The sequence below is a fragment of the Gammaproteobacteria bacterium genome (assembly GCA_013697705.1).
GTDB lineage: Bacteria > Pseudomonadota > Gammaproteobacteria > UBA6002 > UBA6002 > UBA6002.
The window spans coordinates 135,259-157,311 of record JACCWJ010000021.1 but is presented as its reverse complement, the minus strand read 5'-3'; the positions used below and the strand labels follow the sequence as shown (position 1 = coordinate 157,311).

13 protein-coding genes are annotated in these 22,053 nt (G+C 40.6%); 4 read left to right on the top strand and 9 right to left on the bottom strand.

The features are described from left to right. The first annotated feature begins 29 nt into the window (after window positions 1-29). Window positions 30-1,292, top strand: coding sequence for a 6-phosphofructokinase (locus H0U71_04300; protein ID MBA2654273.1), 1,263 nt, complete (start codon window positions 30-32; stop codon window positions 1,290-1,292). Window positions 1,293-1,334: 42 nt separating this feature from the next. Here H0U71_04300 and glnA read toward each other — a convergent pair whose 3' ends face one another. From glnA to lptF, 6 genes are all read right to left on the bottom strand, one after another. Continuing rightward, window positions 1,335-2,750, bottom strand: a complete 1,416-nt coding sequence (gene glnA / locus H0U71_04295; protein MBA2654272.1) for a type I glutamate--ammonia ligase — start codon at window positions 2,748-2,750, stop codon at window positions 1,335-1,337. Window positions 2,751-2,865: 115 nt separating this feature from the next. Then, the gene (locus H0U71_04290; GenBank protein ID MBA2654271.1) at window positions 2,866-3,087 is read right to left on the bottom strand and encodes a sulfurtransferase TusA family protein; all 222 of its coding nucleotides are present in this window, start codon (window positions 3,085-3,087) and stop codon (window positions 2,866-2,868) included. Continuing rightward, the gene (locus H0U71_04285) at window positions 3,084-4,130 is read right to left on the bottom strand and encodes a tRNA (5-methylaminomethyl-2-thiouridylate)-methyltransferase (protein ID MBA2654270.1); all 1,047 of its coding nucleotides are present in this window, start codon (window positions 4,128-4,130) and stop codon (window positions 3,084-3,086) included. The genes H0U71_04290 and H0U71_04285 overlap by 4 nt, the downstream gene beginning before the upstream one ends. Further along, window positions 4,127-5,446, bottom strand: a complete 1,320-nt coding sequence (locus H0U71_04280; GenBank protein MBA2654269.1) for an MFS transporter — start codon at window positions 5,444-5,446, stop codon at window positions 4,127-4,129. Before H0U71_04280 ends, H0U71_04285 begins: the two co-directional genes overlap by 4 nt. A 21-nt stretch (window positions 5,447-5,467) precedes the next feature. After that, window positions 5,468-6,532, bottom strand: coding sequence for an LPS export ABC transporter permease LptG (gene lptG / locus H0U71_04275; GenBank protein ID MBA2654268.1), 1,065 nt, complete (start codon window positions 6,530-6,532; stop codon window positions 5,468-5,470). Continuing rightward, entirely contained in the window at window positions 6,529-7,659 is a 1,131-nt protein-coding gene (gene lptF / locus H0U71_04270; protein MBA2654267.1) for an LPS export ABC transporter permease LptF, read from the bottom strand. Before lptF ends, lptG begins: the two co-directional genes overlap by 4 nt. 111 nt (window positions 7,660-7,770) lie before the next feature. On the opposite strand from lptF, the gene H0U71_04265 reads away from it, so the two are divergent. The 3 genes from H0U71_04265 (at window position 7,771) to H0U71_04255 (ending at window position 11,704) form a co-directional block, all read left to right on the top strand. Then, complete coding sequence (locus tag H0U71_04265; protein MBA2654266.1) at window positions 7,771-8,187, top strand: DNA polymerase III subunit chi; 417 nt, start codon at window positions 7,771-7,773, stop codon at window positions 8,185-8,187. A 49-nt stretch (window positions 8,188-8,236) separates the two neighbouring features. Beyond that, window positions 8,237-11,008: a valine--tRNA ligase gene (locus H0U71_04260; protein MBA2654265.1), complete on the top strand. Its 2,772-nt coding sequence runs from the start codon at window positions 8,237-8,239 to the stop codon at window positions 11,006-11,008. Between the two features lie 90 nt (window positions 11,009-11,098). After that, on the top strand, window positions 11,099-11,704 hold the full coding sequence (locus tag H0U71_04255) for a hypothetical protein (protein MBA2654264.1): 606 nt from the start codon (window positions 11,099-11,101) through the stop codon (window positions 11,702-11,704). 38 nt (window positions 11,705-11,742) lie between these two features. Here H0U71_04255 and H0U71_04250 read toward each other — a convergent pair whose 3' ends face one another. The 3 genes from H0U71_04250 to H0U71_04240 form a co-directional block, all read right to left on the bottom strand. Beyond that, window positions 11,743-19,851, bottom strand: a complete 8,109-nt coding sequence (locus tag H0U71_04250; protein ID MBA2654263.1) for a hypothetical protein — start codon at window positions 19,849-19,851, stop codon at window positions 11,743-11,745. Window positions 19,852-20,078: 227 nt separating this feature from the next. After that, window positions 20,079-20,492, bottom strand: a complete 414-nt coding sequence (locus H0U71_04245; GenBank protein ID MBA2654262.1) for a hypothetical protein — start codon at window positions 20,490-20,492, stop codon at window positions 20,079-20,081. Next, the gene (locus H0U71_04240) at window positions 20,479-22,029 is read right to left on the bottom strand and encodes a hypothetical protein (protein MBA2654261.1); all 1,551 of its coding nucleotides are present in this window, start codon (window positions 22,027-22,029) and stop codon (window positions 20,479-20,481) included. The genes H0U71_04245 and H0U71_04240 overlap by 14 nt, the downstream gene beginning before the upstream one ends. Window positions 22,030-22,053 lie beyond the last annotated feature (24 nt).

The following is a 22,053-nucleotide window of genomic DNA, read 5'->3' as shown; positions in this document are numbered from 1 at the left end:
ACTGCGCCAAAATAACTCGAGGAAGCAGCATGCTGAAAAATATTTTTTATGCTCAATCTGGAGGGCCAACAGCAGTAATCAATACTTCCGCTTGTGGCGTTATTGAAACTGCGCGGGCTCATAGTGACAAAATCGGCAAAGTGCTGGTAGGGCGAAATGGAATTATCGGCGCTTTAAAAGAGGAATTATATGACACCACCTTTGAAAGCAGCGAAGCCATCGCTGCGCTTCGATATACTCCAACGGCGAATATATTTGGTACCTGCCGTTATAAACTCAAAGGGTTAGAGGAAAATAAAGAACAATATGAACGCTTAATGGAAGTGTTCGCAGCCCATAATATCGGGTATTTTTTTTATAATGGAGGGGGCGACTCACAGGACACGGCTCACAAAGTTTCTTTATTGAGTCAACAAATGGGTTATCCTTTGGTCTGTATTGGTATTCCAAAAACAGTTGATAATGATCTTTCTTATACCGATACCTGTCCTGGATTTGGCTCGGTTGCAAAATATATCGCCATTTCTACCCTGGAAGCGGGTATGGATGTAAAAGGGATGGCGGCGACGTCTACCAAGGTATTCATTATGGAAGTAATGGGACGGCATTCAGGCTGGATAGCAGCGGCATCAGGACTTGCCTCGCATGATCCTAGCGAGCCCCCTCATATAATTTTATTTCCGGAGATTCCTTTTGATGAACCCGCTTTCTTAAAACGTGTAGATCATTGTGTAAAAACATATGGCTATTGCGTCGTGATTGTGTCGGAAGGAGTACGAGATAAAGACAATAAGTTTATTGCAGAAAGTGATGCTAAAGACGCATTTGGCCATGCCCAATTAGGAGGCGTCGCACCTTATATCGCCGACATGATCAAACAAAAACTCAACTACAAAAACCATTGGGCAGTTCCCGATTACCTTCAAAGATCTGCCAGGCATATTGCATCCAAAACAGATATTGAGCAGGCTTATGCTCTCGGAAAAGCGGCTATTGATTATGCCCTAGCTGGCAAGGGAGATGTTATGTTGACCATTGAACGTATCGCAGCGGCGCCCTATCAATGGCGAGTTGGCGATGTCGCATTACAAAAAGTTGCTAACGTAGAACGCAAAATGCCTCGTGATTTTATTTCACAAAACGGTTACGAAATCACTGAGAAATGTAGAGAATATTTGCAGCCCCTCATTCAAGGAGAGGACTACCCACCCTATCAAAATGGGATACCTCAATATGCTCGCTTGCAGAATTGTTTGATGCCAAAAAAACTTGAGACAATTTTCGAAGTATAAAAGTCAGTGATCCCCGGGCCGTCGTGCCCGGGGAATCTGAGGTTAGACGCTATAGTACATATCAAATTCTATTGGATGAGTAATCATTCTCAATCGCGCCACTTCTTCTTCCTTGAGTGCAATATAGGAATCGATTAGGTCGAGAGTAAATACATTACCTTCTAACAAAAATTGATGATCATCCCTTAACGCTTTGAGCGCCTCATCCAAATAGCCGCACACTGTCGGAATTGCGTTAGTGTCTTCTGCTGATAGTTCATATAAGTCTTTATCAACTGGATCACCCGGATGAATTTTGTTCTTAATGCCATCTAAGCCAGCCATTAACAGGGCAGAAAAAGCAAAGTATGGATTTGCGCTGGGGTCAGGAAACCGCACTTCAATTCGGCGCGCTTTTGGAGTGTAGACATAGGGTATGCGAATAGCTGCCGAACGATTACGTGCAGAATAAGCTAGCATGACGGGGGCTTCATAGCCAGGCACTAACCGCCGATAACTGTTAGTAGTAGGATTCGTAAAGGCATTCAACGCGCGTGCATGCTTGATTATGCCCCCGATAAAATGCAAAGCGGTATCTGATAGCCCTGCATATTTATCCCCACTGAATAAATTCACCCCATCTTTGACGATAGACATATGACAATGCATCCCACTACCGTTGTCACCGACTAACGGTTTAGGCATGAAGGTAGCACTTTTACCATAGGCATTGGCAACATTATGCACTACATACTTTAGCACTTGGGTCTCGTCCGCCTTGTTGCACAGGGTGTCATACTTCGTATTTATCTCTACTTGATTGGCAGTGGCCACTTCATGATGGTGTGTTTCTATTATGAGTCCCATTTCGCTCGCAGTAAGGCACATGGTAGAGCGAATATCTTGAGATGAATCGATGGGGGGCACAGGAAAATAGCCGCCTTTAATCCGGGGACGATGACCTGAGTTGCCACCCACGTAGTGAGTAATACAATTCCAGGCAGCCTCTTTTGAATCAATAGAATAAGAGACGCGATTCATTTCTATTTCCCAAACCACATTGTCCAGAATAAAAAATTCTGGTTCGACACCAATATGACAAAGATCGCCGATGCCAGATTTTTGTAGATAGGCTTCTGCCTTCTGAGCTACTGCACGAGGATCACGGTCATAACCTTTCATGGTGACAGGATCAACGACATCACAACGCAGAATTAAGGTGGGTTCGTCAAAGAAAGGGTCGATGGTCGCCGTTTTTGCATCAGGTCTAAGTAGCATGTCGGAATTGTCGATACTTTTAAATCGCACAATTGAAGAGCCATCAAATGCTTTGCCATATTTAAAAAGATCATCCACATCGTCAGGATTATTTACCCAGATGGTCACATGTTGTTCTTTTCCTAAGGTATCTGTAAATCGTAGATCAATAAATTTGATGTGTTTTTCTTTAACAAGCTTTTGGACGTTTTCAACCGACATGAGAGGCTCCTAAGAGATTAATTTTGAAAGGACGGGAAGGATATGTCGGATGATAATTGTGGAGTAAAACTCCAACGGAAGCAATGTGAATCTTAAGTTTTAATGAAGAATCTATTTATACTTGGATGCGAATAATAATTTCAAGAGGACTGTCAAAAATTTCCAGGACTTTATGGCCATTGATTCTACACCAGGCAGGAATATCATGCACAACGCCAGGATCCGTACAGCTCACTTCAAGAATATCACCAGGGGAAAGTTTCTTAATTTGATTTTGGGTTTTAATAACGGGAAGAGGGCAAAGCAAGCGTTTCGCGTCTAAGTGATAGCTACTCATCCGACATACCATTCTTGAGGGATGTCTTGACTGGAGAAAGGTTTCACATTCAAAACCATCAAACTGCCATCTAAATTATGGACTTGTATTGTAACTTTTTCGGCTTCTCGCCCACCACTAAAACGGGCCGCAATCTCTGCGGCTAGGGAGATATCTTCCCTATTCGGAGATCCATCAATTAAAATGAGGGGACCTGTGTGACTCATGATTCGCAAGTGAACAAACTGTTTACGATAGCCTTCGAGAAAATTATTTTCGCCCTCTTCCCTGCCAATAATCATTTTAAAATTTTCTCGTGGCCGAAGATGACGTCCCACTTTTAATAACATCACATCATCTAATTCATAATTTTTATCACTTCGATGTTCCCAAAAATCGCGCAACTTTTCCGAGTAATATTTGTCAGTCAGGAAACAGCACCCTCCCGCAGGTTGCGCAAAATCTTTGAATTCAAATTGGTTAGCGAGGTGAAATTGTTGTTTGCGCCCTCGACCCGTGAAACCATATAATTTTTCACGATCCACCCATCCTTCTAGCTCAGGCAATGTGGCAGGTAAATTTTTGGCACACAGAGGGCGCAAAAGTCGATCATTCGCTCCCGACTGCTTAGCAATTAGAGGCATTTTATTTTTAGTTTGCGATTTAGGACGTTGACCAATAACTTCACCCGTAATAATGAAATCAAAATTAGCTTCTTGTAGCCATTTGTAAGCACTTTTTATCATGAAGATTTTACAGTCTAAGCAGGGATTGAGATGGGTGCCATAACCATGTTTTGGATTGATAACGATTTCTTTATATTCATCGACAATATCGATGATATGCAACTTGATGCCTAACTGTTCGGCTACCCAAAGAGCATTATTACGTTTATTTTTTTGTTTATCTTTTTGTCTAATAGCGTGCGTGTGACCTTCGACACAAAAACCGGTAAAAAAATTGATGCCCTCAACGTGGATTCCTTGCTCCAAAATGACTCTTGCCGCTAACATTGAATCTAAACCGCCTGATATCAATGCTACAGCCTTACGCTGATTTATCATTTATTTTCTGCACTACGACAATAGGTTTCTTTGACAAAGAAGGTAACAATCACTCCGAGAAAAAGACATACCGGCAGCGCCATCATTGCGTGCCGAAAGGCTTCAACACTGTATAGCGGAGCCTCATTTAGCATCTGACCATCCCATTGAAGATCCAGAAACCAACCAATGATGGGTTGGAAACAAGCCCCCACTAAGACCGATGCCATATTTGCAAATCCTAAGGAAGTACCTGCTACTCGGGGAGGATTAATTTCACCCGCCAACGCATAAGAGGTAGCAAACCCTGAATTTGCAATTCCATAAAAAAATAACAATATAAATAGCGCTGTTACCGATAAATTAGGGATATAAAGGGCACATGACATGAAAATCAAACTGACCACTGCAGCGACCAGCATCACAGGGCGACGCCGGCGAATTTTATCTGAAATCCAACCGCCAACGGGACAACCAATAGCTAAACCGATAAAAATGCAGCTGACTGCATTCGCAGCAACAGTGCGATCGATGTCATATACTCGTGCAAGATAAGTCACGCCCCACAGCTCAGCAAAGGCGGCTGTTGGGGCATATACCAAACCAGCATAGGTTGCATTCAACCAGCTTTGGGGATTACGTAACACTGCCGAAAATGCGTCCCAAAATTTTAATTTTTTGTCAGTACGACTTGAGAAGGTTACACTGCTTTTTTTGGGCTGATCTCGAACAACAAGACCGATAAGAATAGCTAACAATAGTAGGATGATACCAATCAACCACATTGTATGACGCCAACCGATTTGATGCACCAACACAGCCAAAGGCCCTGCTGCAACAGCTCCTCCCACCATACCCAGTGCCTGCGTTAATCCGGAGAGTAAACCGAAGCGACTAGGTGGAAACCAGATGGTCGCTAATTTTAAAGTGCCTACAAAGGCGAAGGCCGCTCCAAAGCCCATCATAAATCGAGCCACCTGTGCCAAACCTAAATAATCAGCACTCGCAAATAAAAAACAGCCTAAAGCGCAGATGGCAGCAGTAATAGTCAGTAAGCGATGCGGCCCAAATTTGTCCACCAATGTGCCCACGGGCATTTGCATGGTGAGATAGGCGGTATAAAAAATGGCAGATAAAGACCCGAGTGTGAGTGCATTTACCCGGAAGGCGCTCATGAGTTCTGGGACCATTATTCCCGGTGCTATACGAGCAAAATATTCAGCCAGGAAAAATGCGGCGCCTAAACCCCAAATAATCCAGGGGTAAAAAGAACTTTGGCCCTTTGCTTTTGTATCAGAGGCATCAGTTTCAGAAAAATATTGATTTTCTATCTGCATAGATATAGGTCTCTATAGGGATTAAGCCTTTAAAAATAACAGAAAACCACCCAACATGGCAAATGTAACGGTAGGCAAGAAGGCTGCAATGAGAACCGGGATTTGATACACCTGACTAATAGGACCAAAAAATTGGTTCAAAATATAAAAGCTAAAGCCTATTATCACTCCAGTGACTATTCGCAAGCCCATTGACACTGATCGAAGCGGGCCAAAAATAAAAGGCACTGCCAAAAAGATCATTACAATCGTGGCAAAGGGCTGAATCAACCGTTTCCAAAAAGCGAACTCGTACAACCCCGCCCCCAAATCATTTTGTTGGCGATAACGAATATAAGAATATAGTTTGGGCAAAGACATTTGGTCGGTTCTTATGTTGGATATTCCAAGCAGCCGTTTATCAACGTTTATGTCCCATTTTTGTACTTCAAAAGAATGACTCTTTATCTGATCAGGCATTATTTCAGATTGTATTACCTGGTGGAAATACCACCCGCCCTTTTCATAAATGCCATGATCAGCGTGACTGATCACAGAGAGTTTCTTCTGGGCATCAAATTTGTATCGCGTAACGTCATAGAGATGATTGCCAAGTAGAATGTCTCTTACAAAAATAAAATTAGATCCATCACGAAACCACACTCCACTCGCGGTCTTTAACGTTTTGCCAGCACTGATGGCGATAGTTTTAGAATCTTTGGCATACTGTTGTGCTTTAGGGGCAATGCCTTCGCCCACAAAGGAAACGACCACGAGTAAAAGCGCGGCTGCCTGTAACATCGCACAAATAATTTGAAAGCGAGACATCCCTGCCGCAGACATCACTATCAATTCACTTTGATTAGCGAGCTTTCCTAAGCCCAATAAACTTCCTATCAATGCCGCCATGGGGAAAAGCTCGTACATATCTGTTGGCAACATCAAGGGAACATTCATTAACGCTTGCCAGAAGTGAAAACTTCCCTTGCCAACATCTTTTAGTTCACTTGCTAACTCTAAAAAACTTTCAATCCCCAGCAAGATGAGGAGTACCGTTAATACGGAGCCGATAATCGTTTTACCAATATATTTATTTAAAATATTCATGAGTCCTTCCTTGGGGCTTTAGCTACTGCCTTGCTGCTACTGGGGTGAGACGAGGGTTTGATTTTTTTTATTATTATTACCGTGGCTAACCCTAGCATGAGGGCGTGGATCCACCAAAGACCCAGCTGAGGGGAAATCCTAGACTTCTCTATCCACGCGCGCCCTAAGAACAATAAATCGATATAAATAATATATATGATGATGGCGGGTAATATTTGAGCAAATCTACCTTGCCGAGGTTTCACCTCACTAAGGGGAACAGCAAATAGTGTTAAGATTAAGACGCTAATTGGCATAGCAATCCGCCACTGAAATTCAGCGGCGCCGCCTGGCTGGTTTCTTCGATGCCAAAGCTCTGTAAAAGACATAAACTCTTCTAATCTGCGCATTTCCGGAATTTTATCCGGCAAACGAACCCCATACTCTTTAAACTGCACCATCTGATAATCATTCTTTCCTGGGACACCTAAATAACGATTGCCATTTGCCAGTACGATGTAGGTTTCTTTCAGGGGAGAAATTTTTTGATAAGCTTTTTCTGCTACTACTACATCGAGTGAAGGCATTTTATCCCCATTTTTTTTGCGTGCAGGCACGGCTGCGGCAAAAACATTCGCCATTTGCTGATGATCTCGAGTGACCCCTTCCGTATATAAAATCCAGTTTCCCACCTGTTGAAACCGTCCAGGCGAAACCTTCTCTATGGGGGAGGAAGCCACTGCATTTGCAATAATTCGATCCCGATACCAAGCCATTTTTGGTTCTACCCACAGCATGAGGGTTGCCACTGCCAGAATGACAATAGTCGAAAAACTCAGGCTTTTTAGCAGCAATTCAAACTTGCTGATCCCACAGGCATTAAAAATGGTGATTTCATTATCGACGTAAAGCCGCCCGTAGGTAAGTAAAATACCTATAAAAAACCCGAGCGGAATCATAAATCCGAGCAATAAAGGGATTTGAATACACATCATTTGCAAAACAGCTTGAGGCGTCAATCGCCCCAAAGCGGCATCGCTAAGATAATGTACAAATTGATGAGACATAAATATCAATACTAATATGCCGGTTACGGCAAACATAGTTATGTATGTCTCTTTAGCTAAATAACGAAAAATAAGACCCATGCGAAGGACCGGTTTGTAAAATTTTTAGATTTATCTTTAAGTTTTTGTCTAATTCAGAGAATATATGATTGTCTAATATATAATTATCGTTGTCTATAAAGCTAGGCCCTTATGCTACGAATTGATTTCCACATTCTCAATCATTCTAAAAATGATGCATTCCATTACTTAGCCAAATTAGTAGAAAAAGTCTTTTTATTAAAAAAACCTATCTTTGTCTTCACTTCAAGTTTTAACGAATCAAAGGTAATCGACGATTTACTATGGTCTTTTCGGGCTAACAGTTTTGTGCCGCACCATATCGTAGAGGATATGGGCGAAGAGGCGCCTATCCTCATTAGTCACACCAAAATTCCTAGGGTTAAAGAGGTTTTAATTAATCTTACCCCTTCAATTCCTGAATTTTATGGGCAATTTTCCCGAATTATAGAAATGGTCTATAACGATGAGCAAATTAAACAAGCTAATCGATTGAAGTACCGCGAATACCAGAAATTAGAATGTGAACTACATACTTTTCGCTCATAAATAATTGTTGTGGTACTATTTTGCCCTCTGAAAAATCATGAGATCGGTAATGGAAAAGACATATCAACCTGAACAAATTGAGCAACGCTGGTACCAATCCTGGGAAAAATCGGATTATTTTGCCCCTAGTTTTGAAGGCAAGCCTTACTGCATCATGCTGCCCCCTCCCAATGTGACGGGAACCTTGCACATGGGGCATGGTTTTCAAATCAGTCTTATGGATGCCTTAATCCGTTATCATAGAATGATGGGCTTCAACACTCACTGGCAGGTAGGAACCGATCACGCCGGTATTTCGACTCAAATGGTGGTAGAACTTCAGATAGCTAAAGAAGGCTTAACTCGCCACAGTCTAGGGCGAGAGGCATTTATTCGTCGTGTATGGGATTGGAAAGATCAGTCAGATAGCACCATTAAACAGCAGCTACGCAGAATGGGCGCCTCTGTGGATTGGAAACAAGAGAGATTTTCTTTAGACGAAGGTCTTACCGAAGCGGTGAAGCAAGTTTTTGTAACGTTATACGAAGAGGGATTGATTTACAAAGGTCAACGGCTAGTTAACTGGGACCCCGTCTTACATACCGCCATCTCTGATTTAGAGGTGATCCCCCATGAAGAAACCGGTTCATTATGGTATATCCGTTATCCTTTAGAGGACAATTCAGGCCACCTTGTCGTAGCGACTACCCGACCAGAAACGCTGCTGGGAGACGTAGCAGTAGCCGTGAACCCAGAAGATGAGCGATATCAACATCTGGTAGGCAAAAATTTAATTCTACCCCTCGTTAATCGTAAAATACCCATCATCGCAGATGATAGCGTTGCCAAAGATTTTGGTACCGGCTGCGTTAAAATCACCCCTGCTCACGATTTTAATGATTATGCTATGGGTGAAAGACACGAACTATCACGTATTAATATCTTTACCATCGATGCGAAAATAAATGAGCAAGCCCCCCCGGCGTATCAAGGATTAGATAGATTTGAAGCTAGAAAGCGTATTGTTGCAGATTTAGCTGACCTCGATCTTCTAGAGCAAATTACCCCCCATCAATTGAGTGTTCCTCGCGGGGAAAAATCCGGCGCTGTTATAGAACCGTATTTAACTACTCAATGGTTTATTCGCGCAAAACCCTTAGCCACCCCCGCTATTGAAGCGGTTAAAAACGACCTCATTAAATTCGTGCCTGAGACGTGGGAAAAAATCTATTTTCAATGGCTAGATAACATTCAAGATTGGTGTATTAGTCGCCAACTCTGGTGGGGGCATCGCATTCCTGCTTGGTATGATGAAGAGGGAAATATTTATGTTGGTAAAGATGAAGAAGATGCACGGTGCAGAAATAATGTCGCGCCTTCTGTAACCTTAAAACAAGATGACGATGTATTAGATACCTGGTTTTCCGCAGCGTTATGGCCATTTGCTACGCTGGGCTGGCCAGAAGAAACACAAGAATTACGCACATTTTATCCTACCAGCGTCCTTGTTACCGGATTCGACATCATATTTTTCTGGGTAGCACGTATGATAATGATGGGCCTTAAATTTAAGGGGCAAATTCCTTTTGAGACTGTTTACATTACCGGACTGATCCGAGACAGTGAAGGTCAGAAAATGTCAAAGTCCAAAGGAAATACCCTAGATCCTATTGATTTGATTGATGGCATTTCTCTCGAACAATTGCTAAAAAAACGCACTCAGAATCTGCTCCACCCAAAAGATGCAGCACGCATCACCAAAATGACTACCACTGAATTTCCAGATGGCATACCTGCCTACGGAACAGACTCATTACGTTTTACTTATTACGCACTGGCATCAACAGGTCGAGACGTGCGTTTTGATTTAGGACGAATAGAAGGCTATAGAAATTTTTGCAATAAATTATGGAATGCAGCACGTTTTGTTCTAATGAATACCGAAACCCATACGATACAAGCGGGGTCACCCCGCGTTTATAGCTTGGCGGATCGTTGGATAAGAAGTCAGCTACAACATACCATTCAAAAAGTTCATCATTATTTTCAAAGCTATCGTTTTGATCTGTTAGCACATACTATTTATGAATTTATTTGGAATGAATATTGCGATTGGTATCTTGAACTTTCTAAACCCATACTATATGCCACGGAAGAAAACACTTATAAAGAAAGCACCCGCTTTACTTTAATTGATATCTTAGAAACTCTCCTTCGGTTAACCCATCCTCTTATGCCCTTTATTACTGAAGAAATTTGGCAACGCGTTGCAGGGGTGATTGAGAAAGCAGGTAATACTATCATGTTGGAGCAATATCCACTTTATGATCAGCCTGCTGTGGACCTTGAGGCCGAACAGAATATTGAGCTACTCAAAAACATCGTGATAGCAATTCGTAATATACGAGGTGAAATGAATGTGGCGCCTAATCGCACCATTTCATTGATCTTTAGTAAGGGTAATACCGCAATGAAGGATCGAATTAACGAGCTATCAATCTATATCAAAACACTTGCCAAGGTAGATAAGATAAGTTGGACGACAGAAATCCCGGTTGCTGTTGCCACCGCGCTGGTCGAAGACTTAGAGCTTTTTATTCCCATGGCAGATTTAATAGATAAGCAGGCTGAAGTAACCCGTCTTGCTAAAGAAATTCACAAATTAGAAGCTGATTTAGCTAAATGTAAAATTAAATTAAACAATCCTAGTTATGTTTCAAAAGCGCCCCCCCATGTCGTTGAGCAGGAAAAGAGCCGTGCTGAAGAAATTGAAACAGCGATTAATAAACTTCAAGCACGTTTAATTATGATTGACAATATTGAGGATAAAGTAACTGAGTAGCGCCCATTAGAAAGGTTTGTATCTGCTATAATTTTCTTACTGCCTTTTATAAGTAGGCATTAAGCCAAGAAAATTAAGGAGGAATAAACAATGATAAAGGTGATACCCATAAGTGCCGCACTTTTTTTAGCTTTTGGATCGGCTTACGGTCAAAATGGTACCAGCCCAGTAACAACAAGTCCGGTGACTTCAGTTCCTGCATCCACTGACTCATCTAGTGATACTTTAAACGGAACAACTAGCCCCACCATTACCACAACGCCAGTAGTCACTCCAACCACCCCGGTTACTAATGGAGTTCCTACGACGGACACTACTGATACGACTAATACAACGACTTATCCTGTCACGACAACAACTTCAACCACCGTGACTTCTAGCCCTGCGACTGCCTTTGTTTGTTCAGGAAATACACCAACGTGGAATCTCTCCATTTCCAAGCAATTAATACTGTATTCTTCAGCCAAGGATTCCAATGTCAAAATAAAAGCAGTTACCCCTATGGCCCCGGTGGGTGATACTACAGGTTTACTCCAAGTATTTTCTGCTAAGGGAAGTGATGGAAAACCCGTTACGATCTTAGTTAAAAAGAACGCTACGGGTTGCACGAATGGCACCCCTGGTCAAACCTATCAATATGATGCCTATGTGGTTTTCCCTACCACTGTCGTAGCAGGGTGCTGTAATCCTATTTAAATCTTAAAACCAACCTTTTCTCTAGAGAAAGGTTGGTTTCAATTCCCTACTGATTGTACTGCGGGGCTATGATGTTCAATTACTGCCGGGCTCTGATGTTCAGGTACCGCCGGGCTTCGAGCTCCAGTTACTATAGGGCTTCGATGTACCATATTTGTCGGTGTATAAGGTGAATTTTTTAACGACTTGCTAACATCCTTTGATTTCTTACCCTTATCGTTATCCTCAAATTGATCTCCATAAATATTTGGAAGAGTCGCGGGAGTTGGAGCCACCTCTGGTAAATTTTTGTCACCGGGGTTGAGGGAAGGGGCAGCCTTGGCAAAAAACTGATGGGGATTGTGCTGCCCCTTTTTGTTATTACGGCGGTTTTCATTTGCAAGGACAGGCTGAATTCCTAATAGTTCCCTTATTAATGCCTCATCGGATTTTTGAGCGGGTATAGGAGCTATCTTCCTTGATGCTCTTTGTAAATTCTCCCCCCTTTCTGCAAATCCATTAAATTTCTTTGCAAGGGCTTGTCCATTAAAAAGATCTAGATCGTATATAAATTTATAACAATACGGGGGTATTTCTGCGTTTTTTTCTGTTCGAGCACGCGGTTTAAAGCAAAGCTTTGGGGCGTGTAAGTCCACATTTTTTTCACCAGGATCCATTATTATTTGGGATATTAATCTCAATAATTTTTCACTCGGTGCCGGGTCTAAACCTGTGGGAGGAGTGCTAGCAATTAAAATAAGGCTCTGCCTAAAATTTAACGCTTCCTCCTCATTAAGGGTTCTACCCTCAACAAGAGTGGGCAAACCAGCTATTAACTTATCGCGATAAGGAAATCTTTTCTCCACTTCTATATGGAGTGCGAGCGATAAAGTCGATTTATCCATGCTCTCTATAGAAGGGTAGTTGGCGGTGATGTAGAGTTTAAGTGTTGATAATGCCTCTTGTGATATGGGCTCGCTTCCCTGTACCGCAAAACATCCATTCTGATCAAGCGCTATCTGTCCCATCAATCTCAAAAATGACTCTTTAGTAGAAAGGGAAGCTATGAGGTCGCGGTATTTAGGAGGAACCGCACAATTTGTATTCTTAAACACTATCTCATTGCCTCGATAATCAACGCTGGCCATAAAGGCCAATTGTAGGCCAGGAGAACCTTGCAACTGTTGGTTAATATCTTTTAATTGGCAATAAGCATAGAGTGCCATATGAGCGTAATAAGAGGGAGGGGCGTCAGTATAATGGGCATTTTTTAGGTTGCCCGCCGGATCGATTTCAATAGTTTTTGTTATTGAGGCAGCGATAGCAGGGTTTTCAAGTAGAGCATGAATGCTATATTTATTGTTATAAAAGAAAACAGCATTAGCCTCAAAAAATCTTTGCGCAACCTTCAATGGAATTTTTTGTTGATCATCTTTGAAAACTAAATCGCCTGACTCATTGAACATTACTAATAAGTTAAGCGTCTTAATAAAGCTTGCATAATGAGTGAGAATTTTACCCTGTTGTTGATGTTTCGAACAGTGAGCTATATTACTATTAAGCATTAAACCTAGGGTATAAATGTAGCCCAGTTTGTGCGCAAAAGGTGGTGGTGTGTCTTTTAGCAACGCATTACTAAAAGATATAGCGTGATTTTTTTCTGATACCTCGTTGAAGGAACGATAATAGGAACTAATAAAATCATTATCTGCTTGATCATTATTCTCTGCAGGAGATTTCCTTTCTAAAATATCGCATACAACACTTTCATCTGTTACAGCCAAAAATCTCTCTTTAAAGGCGGGGCTCTTTAAACTCTCTAAAATAGATGATAGTAGAGATGATTTTTCCTTTTCACTTTCATAGCTATATATTTTTACTAATTCTTCAGCGGTCTTTACATGCAGTAATAATTTTTGCCTGTTTCCAATCACATCGCTCTGCAAGAACTCATCAGTATAGTTAAGCAGGGAGAGGTTATTATTTCCTTCTTTATTAATCAGAAAATATAGCCGAAGCATTTGCTTACTTGCGACCCAATAATCCAAAAATATGTTCTTAAAATCTGCCGGTGCATCCTCTATAAACTTGCTTAGAGCGCCAGGAGTTTCTTCAAAATAACTAATAAAGGCAGTATCTATGTCAGGATGTTTTATAAATATTCCTATAAAATCCTGTATTGAAAAATATTTTAGTAAAGCCTCAATAAGAGCAGTCCCAGACTCAGGATTATTCAATTGTCTGGCTAAATTCTCCGCTATCTTATTTTCATCGGCATTATTATTTTGAAGCTCTTGCTCATCTGGCAAGAGCTGGTCGCGTAGATATTCTGCCACCAGATTATACCCGCCAGAGATTCCTACTTCCAACAACCTGATTATCGTCTTCGCTGAGCCTTGCTCGAAAAGATATTGATAGCCAGGCTCAAATGTTTGGTCCTGCGGGTTACTTGAATTAGGTTTAGCATCCGCTTGGATCGATAAAATATTATTTCCATCATTACCAGGCTCGGGCTCAATCTCAACCTTAGATTCAGTGAATAAATATTGCGGATTTCTTTCAAATGCAGAGAGGAATTTATCAGCAACTTCTTCATCTTTCATTAATGATTGTAGCAATGCAAAATTATCACCCCGAAGCTGCGTGATTAAAGTATCTACCAAATTTAATTTTGATTCGCAAATACGTTTCCTTAACGGGATCGTTAGAGAAGATTCCGGTACTTGAGTCAGCGATTTTTTAGCAAAGCTAGCAGCTAAATCCGGGCTTTGCCTAAAAAGGCTAACCAACCTATCTTCACTCGCATACAAGAATATAAGATTTTGCAGTTCACCCGCCTCCTTGAAGTATGCTCTGAAATGAGCTGGGGGATTTATGAGGTAACTAATGTCACCCGGCAGAAAAAGATCGTCCAATTCGTCTGCAGAAAGTCCTGCTAAAATCTGTTTGAAGGAGGTGACATCCTCTTGGAGTCGATCTTGCAGATCCTCCCTGAAGTGTGCTCTGAAATGAGCTGGGCGATTTATGAGGTAACTAACGTCATCCGCCAGAAAAAGATCGACCAATTCGTCTGCAGAAAGTCCTGCTAAAATCTGTTTGAGGTAGGTGACATCCTCTTGGAGTTGCAATGTTTTCAAGCATTCTCTGCAAGCGTCACTTAACTTATCTTCTTTACTCAATTTAAACAGTGCAATCAGCAATTGTTGCTGAAGATGAGGATTAATATTTCTGACTGCATCCCCTTGATTTAAATTAGCAGGGAACATTAATTTAAAATAGTCAGTATCCAGAATCTTAGTTTGAAGGGCACTTAAACTTTTATGCTTCAGTGTCGCTAAAAATAATTTTATCAGCCCGTTGCTATTACCAGGCTCGACAAACAAATCAAAATAGGCCGAATTTTCGCCAGTAAGCATCTCTACTATATAAGAGGGAACATTAGGTAAATTGAGAATTTCAATTAGTAAATTTCTAGCTGCTTCCTTATCTTCTACAACGCTACAGTTTAAACATTGCTGCGTTAGCACATTGGATGCTAAAACTTTATCTCGAATGTCTTTTCTATCGAGAGTTAATGCGATCAATTTCTTATAGGCGAGTGTTTTACTCTCCGTGAGTTTGTATGTATCAAAATTTCCAAACAATAATTCGAGATCCTGCTGTGAGCCTTGATCTAATAAATGATAGAGATAAGGGGGACGAAGGATATCACTGGCAAGTTTAGAGTTAGGATCAAGAGAAAGTTCATGGTATGCAATAGTCAACATTTCTCTAAATTGCCGGGCAGGAACATGCTTGAACAAGTTTTTACGTGAGCCGTCATTTTCATTAAGAATTTTTCGAATACTAGGCTCTTCCTTAATCGCCTCCTGCGATTGGGCTAACAGCCAATCTACTACCTCGCCAGCATCAGATCTTGCATAGTGAAATTTTTCACTATTTATAAAGGCACCTATTAATTTTTCGATGGTCTCCTTGGGATAAAATGGTTTGCGATCTTGAGTTTCAAGTTCTGAGAGGGTTTTATAAAATGGCTGTCTCTTTTCTTTATCTTGATGGAGTAACCAAGCACCGAAATTTTGATACTTATCCAATATGGGCAAACATTTTTTAACAAGCTTAGGATCTTGCATTATTCGCTCAAGTCCGTTGAACCATTTACCTAAATCTCGTGGTTCTCGCAGCAATAGTTGGGCAATTAAGTTTTCATCCCCCACTGCGCTGAACAATTTTTCTATCTCACTATTATTCATCACTACGTGTCTAAATGAAGGGTCAATAATAGCTTTCATCAATAGTATATTAATGTATTGCTTTAAGTCATCAGAGAGGTGCTTATCTTGTAATTTAACTGCGACAGCTAACATCTGCTTTGAATCGTTCTGGCTTAAAAAGCTGAACATTAATGCTTGATGTGAGAGCATAAAGCTTATTAATTTATTATTAGGAGGATTGTTGTTGAGTTCGGATAATATTCGCAGTCCAATTTGTGATGGCTCACCCGCAAGTAATGACTCCAAAGCAAGGTCGTTAGTTTGGATTATTGTATTTTTAATCTCATTTTTATTGTTGTTGAAACTGGCAATGGCCTCGGCAGTACCATCATTCAGCGCTCTAGCTGATTGAACAGAGCTTTCAAGAAGTATAGGGTGGAGGATTTTTATCGCCTCAATTACTTTTTTATCAATATCCTTGTGGCATCCTATTTCTTTTACTGAGTAAAGAAATTGAGGATATTTAGCAATAATCAATCCGAGCTCCGTTGGAGTCAGCCCAGAAATAAACTCTCTCAAATATCTCTTCTGGGCAGCAGCATCACCCAAACCCGAAAGATTATTCAAATAATTAAAATAAACCCCACTAAACATTTCACTATTCAATACCATTGTTAAAAGTTGAGAGTGGTCAAGACTCTTCAAAAAGAAGAGATCAAATTCAGTGGGTGGGTTACACTTGCCGTAAGGAGAATACCTGCCGGGAACACTATCATGTTGAGCAATTGTGTATTGCTCATAAAGAGTGTAATTTGAAGCTAATTTACTGAGGAACCTCTCACGTTCTTTTGGATTGTAGCTCAGCCATTTAATAAGCTCATCTGCGGGTAATAGGGCAGCTAACTCAACCGTATAACGATCAGGTTTATTTTTGGCTAAATCCCAAATTGTTTTAAAAAGGAATTGCGATTGCTGATTCTTTATTAAAGTTTTAAATTGGGAACTCACTCGCAGCTGTTCAAAGCAATCGTATAGTCCAGGGATTTCGAGCAACTTAGCGATGAAAATAGCATTACTATTAAGCTCAGCAAAAGTAACATGTGACTTGGTGGTGGGCAGTGAAGGTGCTTGATCACCCAATTTTTTATTAAGTTTTTTCAATGCAGGGTTCTTTAATGCAGCTGCTTTAAATGTTTCATGATTAAATAACTTTTGCATGGCTTGAAAGAGCGTGGGGGAAGAAATAATTAAATTCCAGAACTGAGACACCTTCATTAATTCAGCAAATAAATTCGCTTTAGCATCATCTGCAGCAATGGAAGCAGCAATTTTATTAATGCTGTCATCGCTTATTGGGGGAGCATCGAATAAATCAGTAAATATCGAGACATTATTTAACAACTCTACCTGAAGATCTTGTTCTTTTTTTTGTGTCAATACAGGACCTTTCAGCCTCGTGATCTCATTATACATTGGTGGTGTTAATGTCTTTTTATCTACTACACTGGTCTTTCCTCTATGGGGAAATTTTAATTTTGCAAATAATGCTGCGCTGAGTTCAATGGTTTTCCATTCACCCTGTGAAAGAGTGTACAAGCTGACTTTGCTACCGTGTTTTATCAACAAAGGTCGGTTATTGTTTTTCTGAGAAATTGTTTGAAAGTGTGCTTTATCGCCTTCCTCAATAGCTTCTGAACGAATCCGAGCTAAAACTAAAGTATCTTCACAAAGATATCCCTGACTAAAGGGTGGATTCATAAATAATTCTGTAATTTTAATTCTAGCTGGGAGCATTCTACCTTCCATTTGCCCCACGAAATTTTCTATGTAAATTTCTTTGTCCGCGATCAAGGAGAGAAGGATTTTTTTGAACACAGCTTTTTTCTCTGCAACATGGGTCCACTTTTTGTTTTTCTTGCCGTCCGTCCATAAGTCTTCAATTACTTTAATCAAATAATTTGAATTTACGGATTTGAGTTTATGTTTGAACAGACTTGATAATTCTTCGTCAGTGAGTCCTGCTACCAAACCAAGATAATCATCCTTACTGCCAATGTCATCGAGTGTGAGGGGAGACTCTTTTAAATATTGCGCTTGTTCAGACATAGAATAGACAGGGTGATGATCTTTCAACGTTTTCTCTAATTTTTTATCCAGAGTAATATTGTTGAGAGAATTTTTGAAGGATTGGTTACGGGGATTTTTAACTGATATTAACTCAGCGAGTTCCGCTCCTTCTAACTTATATCTATAGTTAAGTGAAAAAGGAGAAAAAGTTTTAGGCTTACCAAATAAAGTAGTCCAAAACTGAGGGAAAGTCTCGACGACTTCTTTTAAATCACGTGATTCAAAAAGATGATGCGGCGTTTTACTGCGTTTATTTTCTGGTAATAAAAAATTTCTTAAGCTAAATTTAAACCTCTCCCACAATGTCGGCCTAAGAATTGAGTGTGCTAAAGTAGAATGTTGAAGGGCGAAATGTTTTAAAACTGAAATATCAAGATTGGCTTTTATTTCAGTATATGATAACAACTTTCGGATAAAGTGCAGGCTAGGTTTAGCTTTAACAGAGTGCAAGCATAATAACATTTGTTGGGGATTAGTTTTTAATGCACTCTTTATACCGTTAATATTTTGATCTTTGATTAATTTCATCAACTCTCGGAATTTATCCATTTCACTCGCAACAGTAGCGGAATAATGATGTTTAGCTTTAATCATTTCGAAATCTGTATCGATTTCATTTTGGGGACGAGTGAAAAATGTCTTAGGGAGTTTTTGCACAAGGGATTTTGCAATGCGCAAATCATGCCACATTAGTAATGACAAAGTGCCTGGATCAGCTAAAATTATTTTCGGCTCATCCCAGTCACCATTCGCATTTTTATAACTTTGAGAGAGTAAATCAATGATGCGCTTGTCATTAGCCCCTAATGTAACGCCCTGCTGTATTCTAGATAGCACCGTTATTTTGTGCGTATTTATGTAATTCTTTCTCACTTCTGGATCATAGAGATCATGCCATCCATCGAGTACTTCAACCTTGTAATCCGAGGTTCCTTCCAATGAAACTCGACATTGAATAAATATTTTAGACTGAGGATCTTGTAAGATTTTAGCAGGCGCCGCTCGTCCTACGGGGGCCCCATAGAATTCATTCTCGGTTGACAGAAGCGTTACTATGGCAGAATCATCATTATCTTTATCATTGACAATATTCAGTGTCAGTGTGGGTTTCTCACTAGTTATCAACTCCCTCTGGTTTAAGGAAAGAGCCGACTTCTGTCTTGAGACAAAAAAATAGCCCACCGCAGTCAAAGTCTCTTGACCGGAATAGGTAAGGAAGAAGTCTATCAATCTTCTGTTAGTAATCCCCGCTGCAATTAATTTCTCCTCAAAACTTTGCATTTTCTTTTTTTCTGAACCTTCTATCTCCCCTGGCTCGACGCCATCAATTTGTATAGCCCGGTTGTAATCTCGTACGCATTTTTTTTGGGCTGAATAGTGTAAAAATTCTTCTAGCTTCTTCGTGTAGTGCTCAAAATATTCATTAAAATCTGTCTTCTCTGCAGTCTTGGCCAACCTAAAAATCATATCCTGCTGAAAACCTCCAAACCTACTATCCACTAGCTCAAAAATTTCTTTTTCTAAGTCAAAAAGGCGTTTGGCTTTTTCTTCTTTTTGTTGATCAGCGGGTAGACCCTCTATCTCTAACCATTCAGCAAGAAACTCATCTTTCAGCGCCTTCAATTCCAGGATTTTAACGTCCACGAACTTATGAGGAATCACACTAGGAAACCAAGAATAATATTCGGCGAGATGAGCAGGTATTGCTGCATTCCTTGAGAAAGATGCAGCGGTATCACCTTTCGCCGCTAACGGCAAAAAAAGAGCGAGCGCGTCGGATAGCTCTTGTTGATTAATTTCTGCAACTCGACTTTTACTAAAAGACATTATTCTCTCCTTTGGGGGACGTGAATATGATCAAAGCAAGGTAATAACAATTGGAAAGGTCTGTTTTGTTCATGGTGTATTATACACCTGTGTTCATTAACAATAACTTAACTCGCAAATTATCGATAGATTAGTTACTTTATACTGGACAAAAAATTGGTTCTACTTACCATCGTCCCGGGACAACGTGGAGGTTGGCCTAGCCCGAGAATAATTTATTTCAAGATCTAAGTAAAGTTACGTAAATTTGCCCACAATTCCCGTTTTTTTAAGGGGAAAGCTAAAAGCTGCTTAGGCTCACTGTGGATTATCTTAGGGGATAGATGTGCCCCATAATTTTTCGCTATATTAAGAGTTGGCCCCACAAAATTTAGAATATACTTGGCGTTTTGAAGCTGATCGAGATTTTCTGAAGTAAGAGATTGGGCCTGACCTAAAAGCGTCAATTCTAGAGAAGTCAAAATCTCGGCAACTAACTCTGCACCTGCTGATTGGCCGTTTAATTCAAAATCTGTCAATAAAGAGACCGTGAAGTCACTATAATGCCTGGACTCATAAAGGTAGGGTTGGCTGATGGGTGGTTTACGGCACCAAAGCTCTATGCCTAATAAGGACAAATAGTTATCTTTACCTGGTTGCATATTTGTGGGGATTCTCCTTTTCACCGCTGTAATTTTCTTCGCCCACTCTCTCTCGTTTTCTTTGCATTATTTGGTAAGCTTGCTCAAATGATATGGGGTTGCCCGGAGTTTTGACAGCGGAATTTGATTGGTCACTGGAAAGATTGACATCCTCTTCTTGACCAGGGGTTACTTCTTTACTAAATCTTAATTGCATACCCTTGGTATCAAGTCCTTGCCCTGTTTTTTTAGTCTTCTCCTGTTCCATAGATAGCTTTTTTGCTTCTTCATAGTCACAACGCGCCTGATGCGCCTTGAACTTCATGGTATGAAGGTCACGCCTTGCATCACTTGTTTGCTGTAAAAGAGGTTTGAACTTCAGTTTATAGGCCCAATAAGCAACCACGCCTCCCAATACTACCGCTACTCCTAAGGCAGCCCAGCCTACGATGGGGATTCCAGCTAATACTATCGCCGTGGTAGCGGCTGCAGGAAGAAATTGAGAAAAGAAACCCAAAATCCCCAAGAAACCACTAAATGCGCACACAAAGCTCGCGCCCCCCATAGCTCGAGTGACAAAAATATCTCTCGTAGTAGCCCACTTAGAATCAATTTGATTTATTTCAGTAATGTTCTCAGCACGGCCATGTAAAGCATCTAATTTTTTAGAGAGCGCTTCTTTTTGAGCAGGGTCCGAGGTGGCTTTTAACTCTGCAGTTAACCGTGCGATTTGTGCATTGGTGGAATCTATTGTTACCATTTCCTGGGCATGAGCCCCATACTTCAGCAATGACTTACTATAAGTTGCATAAAGAAAGATCCCTCCCGCAACCACTCCTAGGGCAAGACCCACCCATGCCACTGCTACGGCTGGTATAAGAAGCGCAAAGAAACACTCCAATAGAGGTAAGTTATTAAACGCAAACACTGCGCCAGTAGGGCAAGCTATTGTCATTAAAGAACCGAGGAAACCTTCAGAAATTTTCTTCTTTTTCAGTTGGTTAAGATAAATATCATTGGCTTGCTGCAGTTGTTCACAGCTATATCCTTGAGCTACTGAAGAATTTTTTTCTTGCAGACTCGTATGTTTTTTCAACAGTTTTTTATAAAGAGCAGGTTGATATTTCGCCGCCATTTCTAAGGTACTTTCACCTCCTTCGACCATTAGGCTTATATCCACACCTAATGCCAATAATTTATCAACAATCGCGGTATAACCTAATTTGATGGCAAGATGCAGGGGGGTGAGGCCATCGCTATTAAGCGTATTCAATGAGTTGAGGAAGTATTCGCTCTTAGCAATTTGATCCAAACTCAAAAAATCGGAACACATTGTAACTCTATTTTCCTCTTCTTCCTGACTTAAATACCATTTGTTAGGATCGGGAATGAGGAATAAATGAAATATTTTATTCTGTAATTCATGTATTCCAGTCAAAAGGAAATAGATGTCGTCTTCCGTTAATTTCTTGAGAAGAAGATCAAATTGGGTAATATTGCCACTGCGAATGGCCATTTCGAGTTGTGTATGGTTGTCTGGCAAATCTTCTAAAGCCATCAAAAAAACCTCTTTTTATTCGTA